The sequence below is a fragment of the Halomonas shengliensis genome, from assembly GCF_900104135.1.
Lineage (GTDB): Bacteria > Pseudomonadota > Gammaproteobacteria > Pseudomonadales > Halomonadaceae > Halomonas > Halomonas shengliensis.
The window spans coordinates 160,859-178,935 of sequence record NZ_FNIV01000002.1; the positions used below are offsets into that span (position 1 = coordinate 160,859).

At 70.6% G+C, this 18,077-nt stretch carries 19 protein-coding genes; 7 read left to right on the forward strand and 12 right to left on the reverse strand.

The genetic code is table 11. From position 1 onward, the window contains the following. Positions 1–292: 292 nt before the first annotated feature. Positions 293–967 carry a RadC family protein gene (gene radC / locus BLP95_RS03350; RefSeq protein ID WP_089677024.1) on the reverse strand — a complete coding sequence of 225 codons (675 nt, stop codon included), beginning with the start codon at positions 965–967 and terminating at the stop codon, positions 293–295. A gap of 122 nt (positions 968–1,089) precedes the next feature. On the opposite strand from radC, the gene coaBC reads away from it, so the two are divergent. From coaBC to slmA, 5 genes are all read left to right on the forward strand, one after another. Next, the gene (coaBC, locus tag BLP95_RS03355; protein WP_089677025.1) at positions 1,090–2,409 is read left to right on the forward strand and encodes a bifunctional phosphopantothenoylcysteine decarboxylase/phosphopantothenate--cysteine ligase CoaBC; all 1,320 of its coding nucleotides are present in this window, start codon (positions 1,090–1,092) and stop codon (positions 2,407–2,409) included. A 27-nt stretch (positions 2,410–2,436) separates the two neighbouring features. Beyond that, positions 2,437–2,904 (forward strand): dUTP diphosphatase, encoded by a 468-nt coding sequence (gene dut / locus BLP95_RS03360; RefSeq protein ID WP_089677026.1) that lies wholly within the window; start codon positions 2,437–2,439, stop codon positions 2,902–2,904. Between the two features lie 43 nt (positions 2,905–2,947). Then, on the forward strand, positions 2,948–4,342 hold the full coding sequence (locus tag BLP95_RS03365) for a phosphomannomutase/phosphoglucomutase (RefSeq protein ID WP_089677027.1): 1,395 nt from the start codon (positions 2,948–2,950) through the stop codon (positions 4,340–4,342). A gap of 65 nt (positions 4,343–4,407) precedes the next feature. Further along, the gene (gene argB, locus BLP95_RS03370) at positions 4,408–5,316 is read left to right on the forward strand and encodes an acetylglutamate kinase (protein WP_089677028.1); all 909 of its coding nucleotides are present in this window, start codon (positions 4,408–4,410) and stop codon (positions 5,314–5,316) included. Positions 5,317–5,392: 76 nt separating this feature from the next. Next, positions 5,393–6,004 (forward strand): nucleoid occlusion factor SlmA, encoded by a 612-nt coding sequence (slmA, locus tag BLP95_RS03375; protein ID WP_089677029.1) that lies wholly within the window; start codon positions 5,393–5,395, stop codon positions 6,002–6,004. Positions 6,005–6,184: 180 nt separating this feature from the next. On the opposite strand, the gene rpoH is transcribed toward slmA, so the two are convergent. From rpoH to ftsY, 4 genes are all read right to left on the reverse strand, one after another. After that, complete coding sequence (gene rpoH, locus BLP95_RS03380; protein WP_089677030.1) at positions 6,185–7,051, reverse strand: RNA polymerase sigma factor RpoH; 867 nt, start codon at positions 7,049–7,051, stop codon at positions 6,185–6,187. 103 nt (positions 7,052–7,154) lie between these two features. Further along, positions 7,155–8,129, reverse strand: coding sequence for a permease-like cell division protein FtsX (gene ftsX, locus BLP95_RS03385; RefSeq protein ID WP_089677031.1), 975 nt, complete (start codon positions 8,127–8,129; stop codon positions 7,155–7,157). After that, positions 8,126–8,794 (reverse strand): cell division ATP-binding protein FtsE, encoded by a 669-nt coding sequence (gene ftsE, locus BLP95_RS03390; protein WP_089677032.1) that lies wholly within the window; start codon positions 8,792–8,794, stop codon positions 8,126–8,128. The genes ftsX and ftsE overlap by 4 nt, the downstream gene beginning before the upstream one ends. After that, a complete protein-coding gene (gene ftsY, locus BLP95_RS03395; protein WP_089677033.1) occupies positions 8,791–10,218 on the reverse strand; it encodes a signal recognition particle-docking protein FtsY in 1,428 nt (475 codons plus the stop codon). The genes ftsE and ftsY overlap by 4 nt, the downstream gene beginning before the upstream one ends. A gap of 89 nt (positions 10,219–10,307) precedes the next feature. Between ftsY and rsmD the strand changes: the two genes are divergently transcribed. Both rsmD and BLP95_RS03405 read left to right on the forward strand, forming a co-directional pair. Further along, positions 10,308–10,952 (forward strand): 16S rRNA (guanine(966)-N(2))-methyltransferase RsmD, encoded by a 645-nt coding sequence (gene rsmD / locus BLP95_RS03400; protein ID WP_089677034.1) that lies wholly within the window; start codon positions 10,308–10,310, stop codon positions 10,950–10,952. Between the two features lie 99 nt (positions 10,953–11,051). Then, entirely contained in the window at positions 11,052–11,246 is a 195-nt protein-coding gene (locus BLP95_RS03405) for a cell division protein ZapB (RefSeq protein WP_023005519.1), read from the forward strand. A 17-nt stretch (positions 11,247–11,263) separates the two neighbouring features. On the opposite strand, the gene BLP95_RS03410 is transcribed toward BLP95_RS03405, so the two are convergent. The 7 genes from BLP95_RS03410 to prfB form a co-directional block, all read right to left on the reverse strand. Then, positions 11,264–11,797 carry a GNAT family N-acetyltransferase gene (locus BLP95_RS03410; protein WP_245678667.1) on the reverse strand — a complete coding sequence of 178 codons (534 nt, stop codon included), beginning with the start codon at positions 11,795–11,797 and terminating at the stop codon, positions 11,264–11,266. Beyond that, positions 11,781–12,635, reverse strand: a complete 855-nt coding sequence (locus BLP95_RS03415) for a hypothetical protein (protein ID WP_143004395.1) — start codon at positions 12,633–12,635, stop codon at positions 11,781–11,783. The genes BLP95_RS03410 and BLP95_RS03415 overlap by 17 nt, the downstream gene beginning before the upstream one ends. Further along, positions 12,632–12,940, reverse strand: coding sequence for a BolA family protein (locus BLP95_RS03420; protein ID WP_023005516.1), 309 nt, complete (start codon positions 12,938–12,940; stop codon positions 12,632–12,634). The genes BLP95_RS03415 and BLP95_RS03420 overlap by 4 nt, the downstream gene beginning before the upstream one ends. A 68-nt stretch (positions 12,941–13,008) precedes the next feature. Then, positions 13,009–14,421: an MFS transporter gene (locus tag BLP95_RS03425; RefSeq protein WP_089677036.1), complete on the reverse strand. Its 1,413-nt coding sequence runs from the start codon at positions 14,419–14,421 to the stop codon at positions 13,009–13,011. Between the two features lie 75 nt (positions 14,422–14,496). Then, positions 14,497–14,883: a hypothetical protein gene (locus tag BLP95_RS03430; protein ID WP_089677037.1), complete on the reverse strand. Its 387-nt coding sequence runs from the start codon at positions 14,881–14,883 to the stop codon at positions 14,497–14,499. 243 nt (positions 14,884–15,126) lie between these two features. After that, on the reverse strand, positions 15,127–16,677 hold the full coding sequence (gene lysS / locus BLP95_RS03435) for a lysine--tRNA ligase (protein ID WP_089677038.1): 1,551 nt from the start codon (positions 16,675–16,677) through the stop codon (positions 15,127–15,129). 166 nt (positions 16,678–16,843) lie between these two features. Next, positions 16,844–17,939 (reverse strand): peptide chain release factor 2 gene (gene prfB / locus BLP95_RS03440; RefSeq protein WP_205743563.1). Its coding sequence is split into 2 segments (ribosomal slippage): positions 16,844–17,866 and positions 17,868–17,939, totalling 1,095 coding nucleotides; the frame shifts between segments, so codons are not numbered across the junction. Between the last annotated feature and the right edge of the window lie 138 nt (positions 17,940–18,077).

Genomic DNA, 18,077 nt, shown 5'->3' on the forward strand with positions numbered 1-18,077 from the left:
GGAGCCTCCAACCACTGGCCAGGTGTTCAACCACCTGTTGTGTTCAAAACCTGTCGGGCAAACCGGGGAGATCCCGTGACATTTGACCCAAGGGAATTCAAAGGCTGCACTTTATACCAGAGACCGCCCCGCCGGACAAGCCCGGAGCGCGAGCGAAGGCAGGGCCCCGCGTCAGCGAGGACGATACGGAGGGCGACTGGCGATGGGCAGGCGCTTGGCAGGCGACCCGAGCGATCGGGGCCGGGCGCAGCCGAGGCAGCATTATAGAGGAAGCGTCGCCCCGCGTCATGTCCTACAGCCACCCCCGTTCGGCGAAGGAGACCACCTCGCCGTCGCCCACCACGAAATGGTCGAGCACGCGGATCTCGAAGAGTCCCAGGGCCTCGCGCAGCCGTTCGGTGATGCGCCGGTCGGCGTCACTGGGCTCGGCCACCCCCGAGGGGTGGTTGTGGGCGAGGATCAACGCCCCGGCGCCCAGCTCCAGGGCGCGCCGCGCCACCTCGCGGGGGTAGACCGAGGCGCTGTCCAGGGTGCCGCGGAACAGCGACTCGTAGCGGATCACCCGGTGCTGGGTATCGAGGAAGAGGGCGGCGAACTCCTCGTGCCCCAGGTGGCGCAGCTGGCTGGCCAGGTAGGCGCGCACCAGGGTCGGCGAGGTCAGCGCCTCACCCCGCGCCAGCTGGCTGGCCAGGTGGCGCCGCGAGAGTTCGAGGGTCGCCTGGAGCTGCACGTACTTGGCGTCGCCCATGCCCCGGGCGGCGCAGAAGCGCTCGCGGCTGGCCTCCAAGAGCTGGCGCAGGCCACCGAACTCCAGCAGCAGGTCCCGGGCGAGGTCCACCGCCGAGCGTCCCGGCACGCCCACGCGCAGGAAGATCGCCAGGAGCTCGGCATCCGACAGCACCTCCGGCCCCAGTGCCAGGAGCTTCTCCCGGGGACGCTCCCCCTCCGGCCACTCGCGGATCGACATCGCCACCCCCTCCCTGTCGCCTGACCTCAGTGTAGCCACTGCTCGGCGAGCGCCGCTCGGCTACGCAAGGTCGGGCCCCGGTGGTAAGGTAGGCGGCTGATATCGACGCCGGACCCATGCCCATGTCAACGCCCTCCGGATCCCTCACAGGCCAGCGCGTGCTGCTCGGCATCAGCGCCGGCATCGCCGCCTACAAGAGCGCCCTGCTCGCCCGCCTGCTCAAGCAGGCCGGTGCCGAGGTGCGCGTGGTCATGACCGACGGCGCCCAGGCCTTCATCACCCCGCTGACGTTCCAGGCGCTGACCGGCGAGCCGGTGCGCACCTCGCTGCTCGACCCCGAGGCCGAGGCGGGCATGGGCCATATCGAGCTGGCCCGCTGGGCCGACACCCTCCTGATCGCCCCGGCCACCGCCGACCTGATGGCGCGTCTGGCCGCCGGCATGGCCGACGACCTGCTCACCACCCTGTGCCTGGCCAGCCGGGCCGAGAGGGTGATGGCCCCGGCCATGAACCAGGCGATGTGGGCCCACCCGGCGACGCGGCGCAATGCCGCCCGGCTCGCCGAGGATGGCTGGCGCCTGCTGGGGCCGGACAGCGGCGACCAGGCCTGCGGCGACGTCGGCCCGGGCCGCATGCTGGAACCCGAGGCGATCCTCGCCGCGCTGCTGCCGGCGGCATCCGTCGCCAAACCGTCGAGGGAGCCGGCAGCGGACGACGCGTCCTCACCCGTCAGCGGGGCGGCGGCGGACCTGCATATCACCATCACCGCCGGCCCCACCCGGGAGCCGCTGGACCCGGTGCGTTACCTCTCCAACCACAGCTCCGGCAAGATGGGCTATGCCCTGGCCGAGGCTGCCGCGGCGCTGGGCGCCCGGGTCACCCTGATCAGCGGCCCGGTGGCCCTGCCCTGCCCCGCCGGGGTGGAGTGTCTGCCGGTGGAGACGGCCGGCGAGATGCACGCCGCCGCCCAGCGGCTGGCGCCCGAGAGCGACCTGTTCATCGGCTGCGCCGCGGTGGCCGACTACCGCGCCGAGGCCGCCGCCGAGCACAAGATCAAGAAGGTGGAGGGCGAGGACGTCCTGACCCTGCGACTGGTCAAGAACCCCGACATCATCGCCGCGGTGGCCGCCCTGCCCGAGGCCAGCCGGCCGCTGGTGGTGGGCTTCGCCGCCGAGACCCGGGACGTGGAGCACTACGCCCGGGACAAGCTCGCCCGAAAGGGGCTGGACATGGTCGTCGCCAACGACGTCTCCCGCGAGGGCCTCGGCTTCGGCGCCGACGACAACGCCGCGGTGCTGCTGTGGCGCGAAGGAGGCCGCCAGGCGTCGCCGCAGGGCGACGATCTCGGCCGCGACGCCCTACCCCCGCAGCCCAAGGCGCGGCTCGCCGAGGCGATCCTGCGCCGCGCCCTGGCCTGCCTCGCCGCCCGGCAGGCCCCCTGACCGACACCAAGACTTCCAGGAAACCCGATGCCCGTACCCGCCACCTCCCCGCGCCTCGCCGTGAAGCTCCTCGACGAGCGCCTGCGCGACCACCTGCCCCGCTACGCCAGCGAAGGTTCCGCCGGCATGGACCTGCGCGCCCTGCTCGACGCCCCGCTGACCCTGGCCCCGGGCCAGTGCGAGCTGGTGGGCACCGGGCTTGCCGTGCACATCGCCGACCCGGGCCTCGCCGGCTTGATCCTGCCGCGCTCGGGGCTGGGCCACAAGCACGGCATCGTGCTCGGCAACCTGGTGGGGCTGATCGACTCCGACTACCAGGGCGAGCTGATGATCTCGGTGTGGAACCGTGGTACGGCCGACTTCACCGTCGAGCCCTTCGAGCGCCTGGCACAGTTCGTGCTTGTTCCCGTGGTGCAGGCCGCGCTCGAGGTCGTGGAGGACTTCGACGCCAGCCGGCGAGGCGACGGCGGTTTCGGCAGCTCGGGCCGACACTGACGCCGGCCGCCCACGACACCCCACTTCAGGACAAGGACCTCCCATGACAGTCGACACCCAGACCGTTCCCGCCTCCATCTTCCGCGCCTACGACATCCGCGGCATCGTCGACGACACCCTCAGCGAGGCGAGCGTCGAGGCGATCGGCCGCGCCATCGGCAGCGAGGCGGCCGCGCGCGGCGAGGCCACGGTGGTGGTGGCCCGCGACGGCCGCCTCTCGGGCCCGCGCCTCAAGGACGCCCTGGTGCGCGGCCTGACCGCCGCCGGCCGCGACGTCATCGATATCGGCATGGTGCCCACCCCGGTGCTCTACTTCGCCACCCACGCCCTGGACGGCACCGCCTCGGGCGTGATGGTCACCGGCAGCCACAACCCCCCGGACTACAACGGCTTCAAGATCGTGCTCGCCGGCGAGACCCTCTCCGGCGACGCCATCACCGCGCTGCACACCCGCATCGTCGAGGATGACCTCACCGAGGGAGAGGGCGGCGTGCGCCAGGTGGACGTGCGCGACGCCTACCTGGCACGGATCCTGGCCGACGTGCGCCTGGAGCGCCCGCTCAAGGCGGTGGTGGACTGCGGCAATGGCGTGGCCGGCGAGCTGGGGCCGCAGCTGGTGGAGAAGCTCGGCGTCGAGACCCTCCCGCTGTTCGCCGAGATCGACGGCACCTTCCCCAACCACCACCCGGACCCGGGCAAGCCCGAGAACCTCGAGGACCTGATCTGCGTGGTGCAGGAGAGCGGCGCCGACATCGGCCTGGCCTTCGACGGCGACGGCGACCGTCTGGGGGTGATCACCCCCCGGGGCAGGCTGATCTACCCCGACCACCTGATGATGGCCTTCGCCGAGGACATGCTGACCCGCAACCCGGGGGCGAAGGTGATCTTCGACGTCAAGTGCACCGGCAACCTGGCCCGGGTGATCGATGAGGCGGGTGGCGAGCCCGAGATGTGGCGCACCGGCCACTCGCTGATCAAGGCGCGCATGAAGGAGACCGGCGCCCTGCTGGCCGGCGAGATGAGTGGCCACATCTTCTTCAAGGAGCGCTGGTACGGCTTCGACGACGGCCTCTACGGCGCCGCCCGCCTGCTGGAGATCCTCTCCCGCCAGGCGCTGGACGCCGACGCCTTCTTCGATCGCTTCCCCCAGGACAAGGGCACCCCGGAGATCAACGTCGGCGTCAGCGACGACACCAAGTTCGACCTGGTGGCACGCCTGGCCCGCGAGGGCGACTTCGGCGAGGAGGGCGTCAAGACCACCCTGGACGGGATCCGCGTCGACTACCCCGACGGCTGGGGCCTGTGCCGCGCCTCCAACACCACCCCGGTGCTGGTGCTGCGCTTCGAGGGCAAGAGCGACGCCGCGCTTTCGCGCATCAAGGCGCGCTTCGCCGACGCCCTGGCCCAGGTGGCGCCCGAGCTGGACGTGGCGCTCTGAGCCCGTGACGTGATGACCCGCCGCCGCCAGACGCGGCGGCCCCGAGCCTGACAAGGGAACCCGAGATGACCGAACAGACCCGTGACCCACGCCTGGTGGTGGAGGTGCTCTCCGAGGCGCTGCCCTACATCCAGCGCTTCTCCGGCAAGACCGTGGTGGTGAAGTACGGCGGCAACGCCATGACCGAGGATACCCTGATCGACTCCTTCGCCCGCGACATGGTGCTGATGAAGGAGGTCGGCATCAATCCGGTGGTGGTCCACGGCGGCGGCCCCCAGATCGGGGACCTGCTCAAGAAGCTCAACATCGAGTCGCGCTTCGTCAACGGCATGCGGGTCACCGACGCCGAGACCATGGACGTGGTGGAGATGGTGCTGGGCGGGCTGGTCAACAAGGGCATCGTCAACCTGATCAACCAGTGCGGCGGCAAGGCGATCGGCCTGACCGGCAAGGATGGCGCCCAGATCCGCGCGCGCCAGCTCAAGGTGGAGCACCAGACCCCGGAGATGACCGCCCCCGAGATCATCGACATCGGCCACGTCGGCGAGGTGGAGCATATCGCCACCGACCTGATCGAGATGCTCGCCGAGCGCGACTTCATCCCGGTGATCGCCCCCATCGGCGTCGACGCCGAGGGCCACAGCTACAACATCAACGCCGACCTGGTGGCGGGCAAGGTGGCCGAGGCCCTCTCCGCCGAGAAGCTGATGCTTTTGACCAACGTCGCCGGGCTGATGGATGGCGGCGGCGAGGTGCTCACCGGGCTGACCACCGCCCAGGTCGACGCCCTGATCGCCGATGGCACCATCCACGGCGGCATGCTGCCCAAGATCCGCTGCGCCCTGGAGGCGGTGAAGGGCGGCGTCGCGAGCGCCCATATCATCGACGGCCGGGTGCCCCACGCCACCCTGCTGGAGATCTTCACCAACGCCGGCGTCGGCACCCTGATCACCGACACCGCCCAGGAGGGGTGATCCGGCTGCCGCGGCCCTGGCGTCGCGGCGGGCGCCCGACTAGCATGGCTCGACCATGAGAAAAGAAAAGAGCGATATGACGCAGGCAACCCCCACCCCCAGCCGCCGGGAGCAGATCCTCCAGGCGCTGGCGCTGATGCTGGAAGAGGATAGCGGCAAGCGCATCACCGTCGCCGCCCTGGCGCGCCAGGTCGGCGTCACCGAGGCCGCCCTCTACCGCCACTTCCCCAGCAAGGCGCGGATGTTCGAGGACCTCATCGCCTTCATCGAGGAGTCGCTGTTCGCGCGCATCGGGCGCCTCCTGGAGGAGGAGCAGGAGGCGCTGCCGCGCTGCGCGGCGCTGCTCACCCTGCTGCTGGGCTTCGCCGAGAAGAACCCCGGCCTCTCGCGCCTGCTCGACGGCGGCGTGCTCACCGGCGAGACGGCGCGCCTGCGGACCCGCATCCACCAGCTCTTCGAGCGCCTCGAGACCCAGCTCAAGCAGATCCTGCGCGAGGCGGAGCTGCGCGAGGGGCGGCGTCCCAGCCTGCCCGCCTCCGCCGCCGCCAACCTGCTGCTGGCCACCGCCGAGGGGCGCATCAGCCAGTACGTGAGGAGCGACTTCAGGCGTCGCCCCACCGAGCACTGGGCGGAGCAGTGGGCACTGCTCTCGGCACAGCTGCTCAGCGAGAGCCCGCAGCCGGCCTGACAGGAGCAAGGAGCAAGGAGCAAGGAGCAAGGAGCAAGGAGCAAGGAGCAAGGAGCAAGGAGCAAGAAAGGCTAGCCTGAAACAGAAGGAGCAAGCCAAGGGGGTCCCTTGCAGCTTGCTCCTCGATACTTCATGGCGGGCTCAGCCGCCCACGCCAGACACCAAGCGCCCTGCCGTGGATCATGCCACCAGGGCGTCGCCGATCTGCTGCTTGATCTTCTTCATGGCGTTCTTCTCGAGCTGGCGGATACGCTCGGCGGAGACGCCGTAGACATCGGCCAGCTCGTGCAGGGTGGCCTTCTCCTCGGCCAGCCAGCGGCGCTGCAGGATGTCCCGGGAGCGCTCGTCGAGGGCCTCCATGGCCTGCTGCAGGCGACGGGTAGCGTCGCCCTCCCAGTCGCTCGCCTCCAGCTGGGTCGCCGGATCGGCGGAGGCGTCGTCGAGGTAGTGCACCGGCGCCTGCCAGCTGCTCTCCTCGTCCTCGCCGGGGGCGGCGTCGAAGCCGGCATCGTGGGCGGAGAGCCGCCCCTCCATCTCGCGCACCACCTCGGGCTTGACGTCGAGGTCCTTGGCGATCGCCTCGACCTCGTCGCCATTGAGCCAGGCCAGGCGCTTCTTGGCGCTGCGCAGGTTGAAGAACAGCTTGCGCTGGGCCTTGGTGGTGGCGATCTTCACGATGCGCCAGTTGCGCAGCACGAACTCGTGGATCTCGGCCTTGATCCAGTGCACGGCGAAGGAGACCAGCCGCACCCCCTGGTTGGGGTCGAAGCGTTTGACCGCCTTCATCAGGCCGACGTTGCCTTCCTGGATCAGGTCGGCCTGGGGCAGGCCATAGCCGGAGTAGCTGCGGGCGATATGCACGACGAAGCGCAGGTGTGACAGCACCAGGCGGCGCGCGGCCTCCAGGTCGCCCTCGTCGTGCAGGCGGAAGGCCAGCTCACGCTCCTCGTCGACGGTGAGCATGGGGATGCCGGTCACCGCCTGGATGTATCCGTTGAGGTCGTGCCCCGGGGAGAGCTGGCCCACCGGAAGAAGACTGTTGCTCATGTGCAGGATGTCTCCTCAATCAGCCCATGCATGGTTGCCCTGACGTGCGGCTCCTCAGACGCCAGGGACGGCGGAAAGTTCCGCGATCTCTCGCTGGCCGGCCTCAGCGCGGCTTGACCTCCGCCAGGTGGCGGCTCACCGCGATCCAGGCGCCCAGCCAGCCCAATAGCATACTACAGCCGATCAGGGCGACGGAACCGTCCAGCCCGAGGCGTGGCAAGCCGAAGCTGGCGCCGTAGCTGGCCGCCAGGGCTGCTACCGGTGCGGCCAGCCAGTTCCCCCCCAGGGTCAGCAGGCCCCAGGCCAGCAGGCCGCCGCCCAGGCCATACCAGGCGCCGCTGTAGAGGAAGGGGCGGCGCACGAAGGCGTGGGTGGCACCGATCAGGGTGACCACCTCGATCTCCTTGCGCCGGCTCTCCACCGCCAACCGGATGGTGTTGCCCACCACCAGTAGCACGCCGCTGCCGAACAGCACCGCCAGGGCCAGCGCCACCCGCCGCCCCAGCTCGCCGATATGACGCAACCGCTCGATCCAGGCCAGGTCCAGGCGCACCTCCTCGACCCCGGAGAGCGCCTCGAGGTCGGCGGCGAGGGCACGCATCGCCGCGGGGCCGGGGTCGATGGGGGTCACCACCACGCTGGCCGGCAGCGGGTTGGTGTCGAGGCGCGCCAGGGCATCCTCGAGCCCCAGCGCCTGCTGGAACTCGACCATCCCCTCGTCGGCGGTGATCAAGCGAGTGCTGGCCACGCCGGGCTGGGCCCCCAGGGCCTCGTCGATGCGCCCCGCCTCGGCCGCCTCGACCCCCGGGGCGAGATAGGCGGTGAGGGTGGCGCTCTCGGTGAGCTCGGCGTCGAGCAGACGCGCCCCGTCGAGGGCCAGCCACAGCGCCGCCGGCAGCACCAGGGCGATGGCGATGGCGAGCATGGTCACCAGGCTGCCGACGGGGGCACGCAGCAGCCGGCCGGCGCTGTCCAGCGCCATGGCACGGTGGTGGCGCAGCCAGCCGCGCAGGCGGCTGGTGGAGCGGGTGCGATGGCGGCGGGCACCGCGGGCGGGCGCCTCGGGGCGTCGGCTCATGCGGCCTCCTGGTCGCCCACCAGGCGCCCCTCGCGCAGCCGCAGGGTGCGGTGGCGCAGCCGGGCGATCAGCGCCAGGTCGTGGCTGGCGATCATCACCGTGGTGCCGATGCGGTTGAAGTCCTCGAACAGCGCCATGATGTCGGCGGAGAGCTGGGGGTCGAGATTGCCGGTAGGCTCGTCGGCGAGCAGCAGCGCCGGCTTGTTGACCACGGCGCGGGCGATGCCCACGCGCTGCTGCTCGCCGCCGGAGAGCTCGATGGGCAGCGCCTTCTCGCGGTGCAGCAGCCCCACCTTGTCCAGGGCCGCGCGCACCCGGCGCGCGCCCTCGCGGGGCTCGACGCCCTGGATCTCCAGGGGCAGGGCCACGTTGTGGAAGATGGAGCGGTCGTAGAGCAGCTGGTGGTCCTGGAAGACCACGCCGATCTGGCGCCGGTAGAAGGGCACCTGGCTGGGGTGGAGGCGGTCGATGTCGTGGCCGGCCACCAGGATCCGCCCGCGGGAGGGACGCTCCAGGCGCATGATCAGCCGCAGCAGCGAGCTCTTGCCGGCCCCGGAGTGGCCGGTCAGGAACACCATCTCACCACGCCGCACGTGGAAGTCGAGGTTAGCGAGCGCCTCGAAGCGCCCGCCGTAGCGCTTGCCCACGTGCTGGAACTCGATCATGCCCCGGCGTCGTCCCGCTCGCGGTCGAACAGGGCATCGACGAACTCGTCTGCGACGAAGGGGCGCAGGTCGTCCAGGGTCTCGCCGACGCCGATGAAGCGGATCGGCGTGCCGAGCTGCTTGGCCAGGGCGAAGATGATGCCACCCTTGGCGGTGCCGTCGAGCTTGGTCAGGGTCACCCCGGTGATGGGCACCGCCTCGTTGAAGGTGCTGGCCTGGGAGAGGGCGTTCTGGCCGGTGCCGGCATCGAGCACCAGCATCACTTCGTGGGGAGCGGTGGCGTCGAGCTTGCCCATCACCCGGTGCACCTTCTTGAGCTCCTCCATCAGGTGCGCCTTGTTGTGCAGGCGGCCGGCGGTGTCGGCGATCAGCACGTCGACCCCGCGCGCCTTGGCCGCCGCCACGGCGTCATAGACCACCGAGGCGCTGTCGGCGCCGGTGTGCTGGGCGATCACCGGCACCCTGTTGCGCTCGCCCCACACCTTGAGCTGCTCCACCGCCGCGGCACGGAAGGTATCGCCGGCGGCCAGCATCACGCTGCGCCCCTCGCGCTGGAAGCGCTGGGTCAGCTTGCCGATGGTGGTGGTCTTGCCCACCCCATTGACGCCGACCACCAGGATCACGAAGGGGCCCTCGCCCTTGGGCGGCAATGTCAGCGGCTGGCTTACCGGCGCCAGCATGGCCGCCAGCTCCTCCTGCAGGGCGCGGTAGAGCGCCTCGCTGTCCTTGAGCTCCTTGCGCGAGACCCGCTCGGTCAGCCGGTCGATGATCGTGGTGGTGGCCTCGATGCCCACGTCCGCCATCAGCAGCTGGGTCTCGAGGTCCTCCATCAGGTCGTCGTCGATCTGCTTCTTGCCGAGGAACAGGTCCGCCAGGCCGTCGGTGAAGCTGGCGCGGGTCTTGCCGAGGCCGGCCCGGATGCGCGCGAACCAGCCCTTCTTCTCCCCGGCAGCGGGCTTCTCCTGCAGCGCGGCGCGGGTGGGCTCGGGCTCGGGCTCGGGCTCGGGCTCGGGCTCGGGCTCGAGGGCAGGTTCCGGCTCCGGCGGCGTTTCGACGACAGGGTCGTGGCGAGGTTCGGGGTCAGACGCCGACACAGGCCGGGCGCCGGCGTCCGGTTCCTCGGATGTCACGGGCTCGTCGGCAGGGGGCGTCTCGGGGAGCGGCGCCGGTTCACGCTCGGGCGACGGGACCCGTTCAGGCTCGGTTTCCGGCTCGGGCTCCCGCGGAGATTCGTCGCCGGTTTCAGGGGTCGCCTCAGGAACCGCTCGCGCCTCCGACCCAGGCTGCGCCTTCGTCTCGGATGGCGCCGTGGCCTCGGCGCCCTCCTCTTCGACGGCGTCGACCGCCTCCTCCTGAGGCTCCTGCTCCTGGCGGGTCGCCTCGTGCTCCTGCTGCTTCTTCTTGCGCTTGAAAAAACCGAACATGGACAGAATCAGCCTCGCGGATGAACGAATCGCCACATCCTACCACCGCCCACCATGACTGTGGACAAGCGCCCCGGTACAATCGCGCCATGACGCGACATCCCTCACGCCACCGACGCCCGAACCGGCGCGGCACCCACACATCAGGCGCCAGGCCCTCCGGCCGGCTGCGCCTGATCGGCGGCGACTACCGCCGCCGGCTGCTGCCGGTGCTCGACAGCCCTGGGTTGCGCCCCACCCCCGACCGGGTCCGCGAGACCCTGTTCAACTGGCTGACCGCCGCCCTGCCCGGCGCCCGGGTGCTGGACCTCTTCGCCGGTACCGGTGCGCTGGGGCTGGAGGCGCTCTCCCGCGGCGCCCGCGAGGCCACCTTCGTGGAGCGCGACGTCCGGGTGGCCGCCCAGTTGCGCGAGAACCTGGCGACCCTTGGCGCCGAGGCGCGCGGACGGGTGGTGGACGCCGACGCCGCGGCCTTCCTTGCCGGCCCGCCGGTCCCGGTCACCCTGGCCTTCCTCGACCCGCCCTTCCGCCAGGGCCTGGCCGCGCCCTGCTGCGCCGCCCTGGAGGCAGGCTGGCTGGCCGACGATGCCTTCATCTACGTCGAGACCGAGGCGGAGCTCGCCCCCGAGGTCCCGGCGACCTGGCGGCTGCACCGCGAGCTGCGGGCGGGCGACAGCCATGGCCGGCTCTACCGCCGCGAGGCTTCCTCGTCGCCAGCCGACGACGCTTGCTGAGCCTCAGGTGCGGCGTTACTCTGCGGCCACCGGCTTCGCCGCCCAGGCCGCCGCTCCAACCGCATGGACCACCCCCGGAACGACACCCAGGAGAACAGGATGAGCATCGAACTCTTCAACCGGCTCGAGCAGAAGGTCACCAGCGCCGTCGAGGCCCTGGAGCTGCTGAAGATGGAGGCCGAGGAGCTGCGCGAGGAAAACAGCCGCCTGAAGCAGGAGCGCGAGGAGTGGGAGCGCCGCCTGACCGCCGTACTGGGCAAGCTGGACGAGGTGGACGGCGGCCAGCAGGGGTAAGGCCCCCACCCGGGCCGCTACTCCGGCTCCGGCATCCCCAACGCCAGCGACATCAGCAGCGCATCCTCCCTGCCCGCCCCGTTTTGACGGGGCGGTGTCGTGTCTGGCCCCCGTGAGGTCGCCGCGGGCAGCGGCGGATAGTAGCCGCGGCGCCGGCCGTCCTCGACGAAGCCCGCCGCGCGATAGAGGGCAATGGCCGGGGCGTTGCCGGCCCGTACCTCCAGCAGCAGCCGCTCGCTGCCCCAGCCACGGGCCTGCTCGATCACCGCCGCCAGCAGCCGCCGCGCCAGCCCCTGCCCCCGGCAGGGTGCCGCCACCAGGATCGCCTGCAGCTCCGCCTCGAAGGGCAACCGCGCCACCGCGGCGTAGACCACCAGGGCAGCGTCGCGGGCGAGGCCAAGCACCGCCATGGCGTCATCGTCGAGGGTCGCCGCCAACGCGGCTGGCGAGCCGCCGGTGGGCCAGCCATGGGCCGCCTCCAGCGCCGCCACCGCGGCCAGGTCATCCGCGCCCAGGCGCCGCAGGCGTGGCGCCTCAGTGGCCATCGCCATCCTGCCCGTCATCGCCGGCGCCTGCCGGGCGCTCCCCGGCCTCATCGGCCTCGGCACACCACACCTTGCTCATCTCCAGCAGCCGCGGCAGCAGGGCCCGCTTGGCCTCGGCACCGGCGGCGAGCGCGCCCAGGGCGGGCGCATGCCAGGCCGGCAGGTCCAGGGTGACACTGCGCCCCTCCTCCAGCGCCAGCACCCGTGCCAGGGCCTCGTCGTCGCCGAACATCAACAGCCGGCGCGGCGCCCAGCCGCGCCGGCTCGCCCCATTCAGGAAGGCACGCAGCCCCTCGCGCGCCTCCGCCAGGGGCTCCTGCACCGGTAGGCCCTCCTGCAGCGGCCAGTGGAAGGGCTGGAACACCGGCAGCGGCGAGGCGATCCCGGCGCCGCGCAGCAGGTTGGCCAGCAGCCGCAGGCGGGTCCGCCCCGGCGGCGCCTCGCCGGGCAGCAGCAGCAGCCAGCGCCCCTCCAGGCAGGCCACCTGGAAGGCGAAGCGCAGCGCTTCGCGGGGTGCCTCGGGCGCCGCCTCCGCGGTCTCCGGCTCGCTCGGCGCCTCGGCCACCGGCGCCTCGCCGAGCAGCGCCACCCGCGCCCTGCCGGGGCGCGGCGGACGGGCGGCTCGCTCCGGGGAGGCGGCGGGCTTGCGGGGCGCCGGCTCCTGTTCGCGGGCCTCGTCGAGCAGCGCATGCAGGCGCTCGCCGGGGGGCGCGGCGGTAGGGGCCGCCGGCGTCTCCCACTCGCAGGCCGGGGTCGGCCGGGCGTTGGGCAGCACATAGCGCGCCGCCCAGCCGGTCAGCCCCATCGCCTCCAGGTACTGGAGGCGGTGCGGCTCGCTGGTCACCGTCCGCCGCCCCGGCAGTCGGGCGAGTCGGGGCGGCTCTGGCCGCCGGCTTCCCACTCGCTCGGGGTGTAGAGGTGCAGGGCCAGGGCGTGCACGGGGCCTGCCAGCTCGTCGGCCAGGGCGGCGTAGACTTGCTGGTGGCGCTTGACCGGCATCATGCCCTCGAAGCGCGCGCTGACCAGAGTCACCTTGAAGTGGGTCTCGGAGTTGGGCGGCACGGCGTGGCGGTGGCTCTCGTTCTCGACCTGGAGGAAGGCCGGCTCGAGGGCCTTGAGCTTCGCTTCGATGCTGGACTGGATGCGCATGGCGGCTTCCCGACGTGGTGAAGTGAAGGGGTCATTGTACTCGCTATGGGCGGTGCGAACGATGCGCCTCAGTCGCCACCGGCGGCCTCGACGGCACGACGCTCGCGCTGGGCGGCGGCGGCCAGGGGCAGCCGCGCCAGGCTGGCCAGCAGCGCCAGCAGGGAGGTCAGGGCACCGAGCCACAGGGTCGCCTGCACGGCAATCCCGGCGGCCAGGAAGGCGCCCACCAGGGCCACCCCCAGCGACTGCCCCACGGTGCGCGAGGTGCTCATGGCACCGGAGGCGTTGGCGCTGCGCTCGCGGGGCACGCTGCCGATCAGCTCGCGGTTGTTGGGCGGCTGGAAGAGGCCGAAGCCGATGCCGCACAGCGCCATCCGCCACAGCACCTCCACCACGCCGGCCTCGGCCTCCAGCCGGGCCAGCGACGCCAGCCCCGCCACCAGCAGCGCCAGCCCCGCCGAGGCCAGCAGGCTGGGGTTGAGCCGGTCCGCCAGTCGGCCTGCCAGGGGGCCCACCAGCATGATCGCCAGCGGCCAGGGGGTGAAGAGCCAGGCGGTCTCCAGCGGCGAGAAGCCCATCGCCTGCTGGAACAGGAAGGAGAGCGCCACGAAGGCGAGTCCCTGCCCCACGAAGGCGCTGCCCTGGGCGGCGAGCGCCAGGCTGAAGCGGCGCTCGGCGAAGAGCGAGAGTGGCAGCAGCGGGTGAGGCGCGCGTCGCTGGCGCCGCAGGAACAGCATCGCGGCCACCAGGCTGCCCCCCGCCCAGGCGGCGATCCCCACGACCGACATATCGTGGCCGACGCCGTCCATGGCCACGAAGAGGCCGGCCAGCATCGCCACCGAGAGCAGCGCGCCCTGCCAGTCGAAACCGCCGGGCCGCGCCGCCTCCCGGGGCAACGCCCGCCAGGCCAGCACCACCGCCACCGCACCCAGCGGGAGGTGCAGGGCGAACAGCCAGGGCCAGTCGGCCAGCGACAGCAGCACGCCGCCGATGGCGGGGCCGGCGGCATAGCCCGCCGCCACCACCAGGGCGGAGAGCCCCAGGGCGCTGCCGAGCAGGCGGGAGGGGAAGATCTGGCGATAGATCGAGGGGCCGATGGAGAGGGTCGCCGCCGCCCCCAGCCCCTGCAGGGCGCGGAACACCAGCAGACTCTCGAGGCTTTGGGAGAGGGCGCTGCCCAGCGCCGCCAGGGTGAACACCGCCACCCCCGCCACGTAGAGCCGGCGACGGCTGAGCAGCTCGCTCAGGGCGGCGAACACCAGCAGGAAGGCGGCACAGGTGATCTGGAAGAGGTTGGTGACCCACACCGCCCGAGAGGCGGAGACCTCCAGCCCCGCGGCGATGGAGGGCAGGGCGATGTTGACCATGGTGGTGTCCACCACCGCCATCAGGGTGCCGAGGATCAGCGCCAGCACCGCCAGGCGCCGCTCGGGGCCCGGCAGGCCATCGTCGCCGGGGCGGGTCGCGAAGAGTCGACTCATGCCATCTTCCGTCGGGGGTCCGTAACGTAAGAGACCGGCCGAAGCCGGTCTCTCCTGAGCAGTGCGGGTCGACCGTCAGTCCTGATCGGTCTCCAGCAGCAGGCTGTCGTCGACCTCGGAGATCTCCAGCGCCGTCTCGTCATCCAGGTCGATGGCCAGGTAGCTGTGCTCGAGCTGCAGGAAGCGCTGGAAGAGCGGCCAGTCGAGGGCCTCGGGCCACTGGCGCTCGTCCTCCTCCCAGGCGCGCAGCTCAGTCTCGAGGATCTCGAGGTAGCGCTCGCGCACGAAGCCCTGCAGGGCCTCCGGGGTGTCCATCTCCGGGATCAGGTAGATGGTGCTCTCACGCTCGACGTCGGCCAGCGTCAGGTCGTCGTCGCCGAGGGTGGGCTCGAGCCCGTTGATCCAGTCCACGAAGTGCTGGGTCGGGCGAACGCTCAGGGCAGAGCGGTTGAGCAGTTTCATGGTGGTCTCCTCGACGTCGAAACGACCGCCATTATGGGCGCTGTCTGCAGTGTTTACCAATGCTTCCCTCTTACAGACCAGGACAGCCGCTGTTGCCCATGCGCGAGGGAGCGCCGGGGGTAGGCCGAAGAGGAGGTCCTACGCCAGGGATGGCGTCGGTAGCGCCCAGGGAGGGGTTCACAGCGCCTCCTCGAAGGCCTGCCCCCGGATCAGCCCCGAGCGCTTCCGCCATCGACGCAAATGTCAGTCCACCTCGGGCCGCATGGCCGGGAACAGCAGCACGTCACGGATCGAGGCGCTGTCGGTGAGCAGCATCACCAGGCGGTCGATGCCGATGCCCTCGCCGGCGGTGGGTGGCAGGCCATACTCCAGTGCGCGCACATAGTCGGCATCAAAGTACATCGCCTCGTCGTCGCCGGCCTCCTTCTCGGCCACCTGTTCGCGGAAGCGCTCGGCCTGGTCCTCGGCGTCGTTGAGCTCCGAGAAGCCGTTGGCGATCTCGCGGCCGCCGACGAAGAACTCGAAGCGCTCGGTAACGAAGGGGTTGGAGTCCTTGCGTCGCGCCAGCGGGCTCACCTCGGTGGGGTACTCGGTGATGAAGGTGGGCTGCTGCAGGCGATGCTCCACGGTCTTCTCGAAGATCTCGATCTGGATCTTGCCCAGGCCCCAGCCATCCTTGACGTCGATATCCAGGCGCTCGGCGATCTGGCGCGCCGCGGCCTCATCGGCCAGCGCATCGGCGTGGATCTCCGGGTTGTACTCGAGAATCGAGTCGAACACGGTCAGGCGGCGCAGCGGCTGGCCGAAGTCGTACTCGAAGTGCTCCAGCACCTCGCCATCGCGGTTGCGCACGGTGTTGACCACGGTGGTGGTGCCCAGCACCTCGCGGGTCAGGGTGCGCAGCATCTCCTCGGTGAGGTCCATCAGGTCGTGGTAATCCGCGTAGGCCTGATAGAACTCGATCATGGTGAACTCGGGGTTGTGGCGCGTGGATAGCCCCTCGTTGCGGAAGTTGCGGTTGATCTCGAAGACCTTCTCGAAGCCGCCCACCACCAGACGCTTGAGGTAGAGCTCCGGTGCAATGCGCAGGTACATGTCCTGGTCCAGGGCATTGTGGTGGGTGACGAAGGGGCGCGCCGTGGCGCCGCCGGGAATCGCCTGCAGCATGGGGGTCTCCACCTCCATGAAGCCGCGCGCCTCGAAGAAGCGGCGCATGGCGCTGATCACCCCGGCACGGGTCTCGAACACCTGACGCGAGTCGGGGTTCATGATCAGGTCCACATAGCGCTGGCGGTAGCGCGCCTCCATGTCGGTGAGGCCGTGGAACTTGTCGGGCAGCGGACGCAGGCTCTTGGTGAGCAGCAGCGCCTCCTCCATCATCACGTAGAGGTCGCCCTTGCCCGACTTGTGCACCGGACCACGCCCCGCGACGATATCGCCGATGTCCCAGCCCTTGATCTCCTCGAGGGTCTCGGCGGGCAGCCCCTTCTTGTCGACATAGAGCTGAATCTGACCGCTGACGTCCTGGATGACGATGAAGGGGCCACGCTTGCGCATGATGCGTCCGGCCACGCCGGCCTGACGGTTCAGCGCCTCGAGCTCGGCCTTGTCCTTGTCACCCAGCGCCGCGTTGAGCTCGGCGGCATGGCTGTCGCGACGGAAGTGGTTGGGAAAGGCACTCTCGCCTTGCGCGGCGGCCCGCTCGCGGCGCGCCGCCAGCTTCGCGCGACGCTCGGCGATCAGGCGGTTCTCGTCGTTCTGGGGGCTGTCCGGGGTGGGGCTCTCGTTGGCCATTTCGCTACCTGTTGGAAATCTTTGATAAGGAAACTGGGACCCGCCTGCTGCTATCGCCACGCGAGCGATGCCGAGACAAGGCGCCCCTCTTCGAGAGAGCGGCGTTGACGGTAGTCAACGAGCATCCATCACAGAGGGGCAACGCCGTATCGGCGAGCGCAGCAGGCTATAGGCCCTGTTTGAGGCTGGCGACGATGAACTGGTCCAGATCACCATCCAGCACCTTGTCGCAGTTGCTGGTCTGCACGCCGGTGCGCAGGTCCTTGATGCGCTGGTCATCCAGCACATAGGAGCGGATCTGGCTGCCCCAGCCGATATCCGACTTGGAGTCCTCGGCCTCCTGCTTGGCAGCGTTGCGCTTCTCCATCTCGTGCTCCCACAACCTCGCCTTGAGCTGCTTCATGGCGAAGTCGCGGTTGGCATGCTGGCTGCGCTGGCTCTGGCAGGCCACCACGATACCGGTGGGCTCGTGGGTGATACGCACCGCCGAGTCGGTGGTGTTGACGTGCTGACCGCCGGCACCGCTGGAGCGATAGGTGTCGACGCGCAGGTCCGAGGGATTGATCTCCACCTCGAAGCTGTCGTCGATCTCCGGTGACAGGAACACCGAGGCGAACGACGTATGGCGGCGGCCACCGGAGTCGAAGGGACTCTTGCGCACCAGGCGATGCACGCCGGTCTCGGTGCGCAGCCAGCCGAAGGCGTGGTCACCCTGGATATGCAGGGAGGCCGACTTGATGCCCGCCACCTCGCCGGCGGAGAGCTCGGTGATCTCCGCCTTGAAGCCGTGGTGCTCGGCCCAGCGCAGGTACATGCGCAGCAGCATGTTGGCCCAGTCCTGGGCCTCGGTGCCGCCGGAGCCCGCCTGGATATCGAGGTAGGCGTTGTTCTCGTCCATCTCGCCGGAGAACATGCGCCGGAACTCGAGCTTCTCGAGGCTCGCCCTGAAGCCCTCCAGTTCCTTCTCCACCTCGGCGACGGTGCCCTCGTCCTCCTCCATCTCGGCCAGCTCCAGCAGGTCGCGGCTGTCGCCGAGGCCCTGGTCCAGCTCGTCGATGGTAGCGACGATAAGCTCCAGGGAGGCCCGCTCCTTGCCCAGCTTCTGGGCATAGTCCGGATCATTCCAGACATTGGGATCCTCGAGCTCGCGGGTGACTTCCTCTAGCCGATCCTTCTTCTCGGCATAGTCAAAGATACCCCCTCAGGACATCTGTCCGCTCAGACAGGTCCTTGATGAGGTTGTGAATCGGGTTGGTTTCCAGCATGGGGCGTCTCGCCTGAATCTGCGGTGGACGTACGGCCGCCGCGGCACCGGCGAGAGGCCGGCGCCGCGGCGGCACGGAAAAGACATCCATTGTAGCGAAAGCCGCGCCGAGTCGCATCCACTCGCCGCGCGCCCC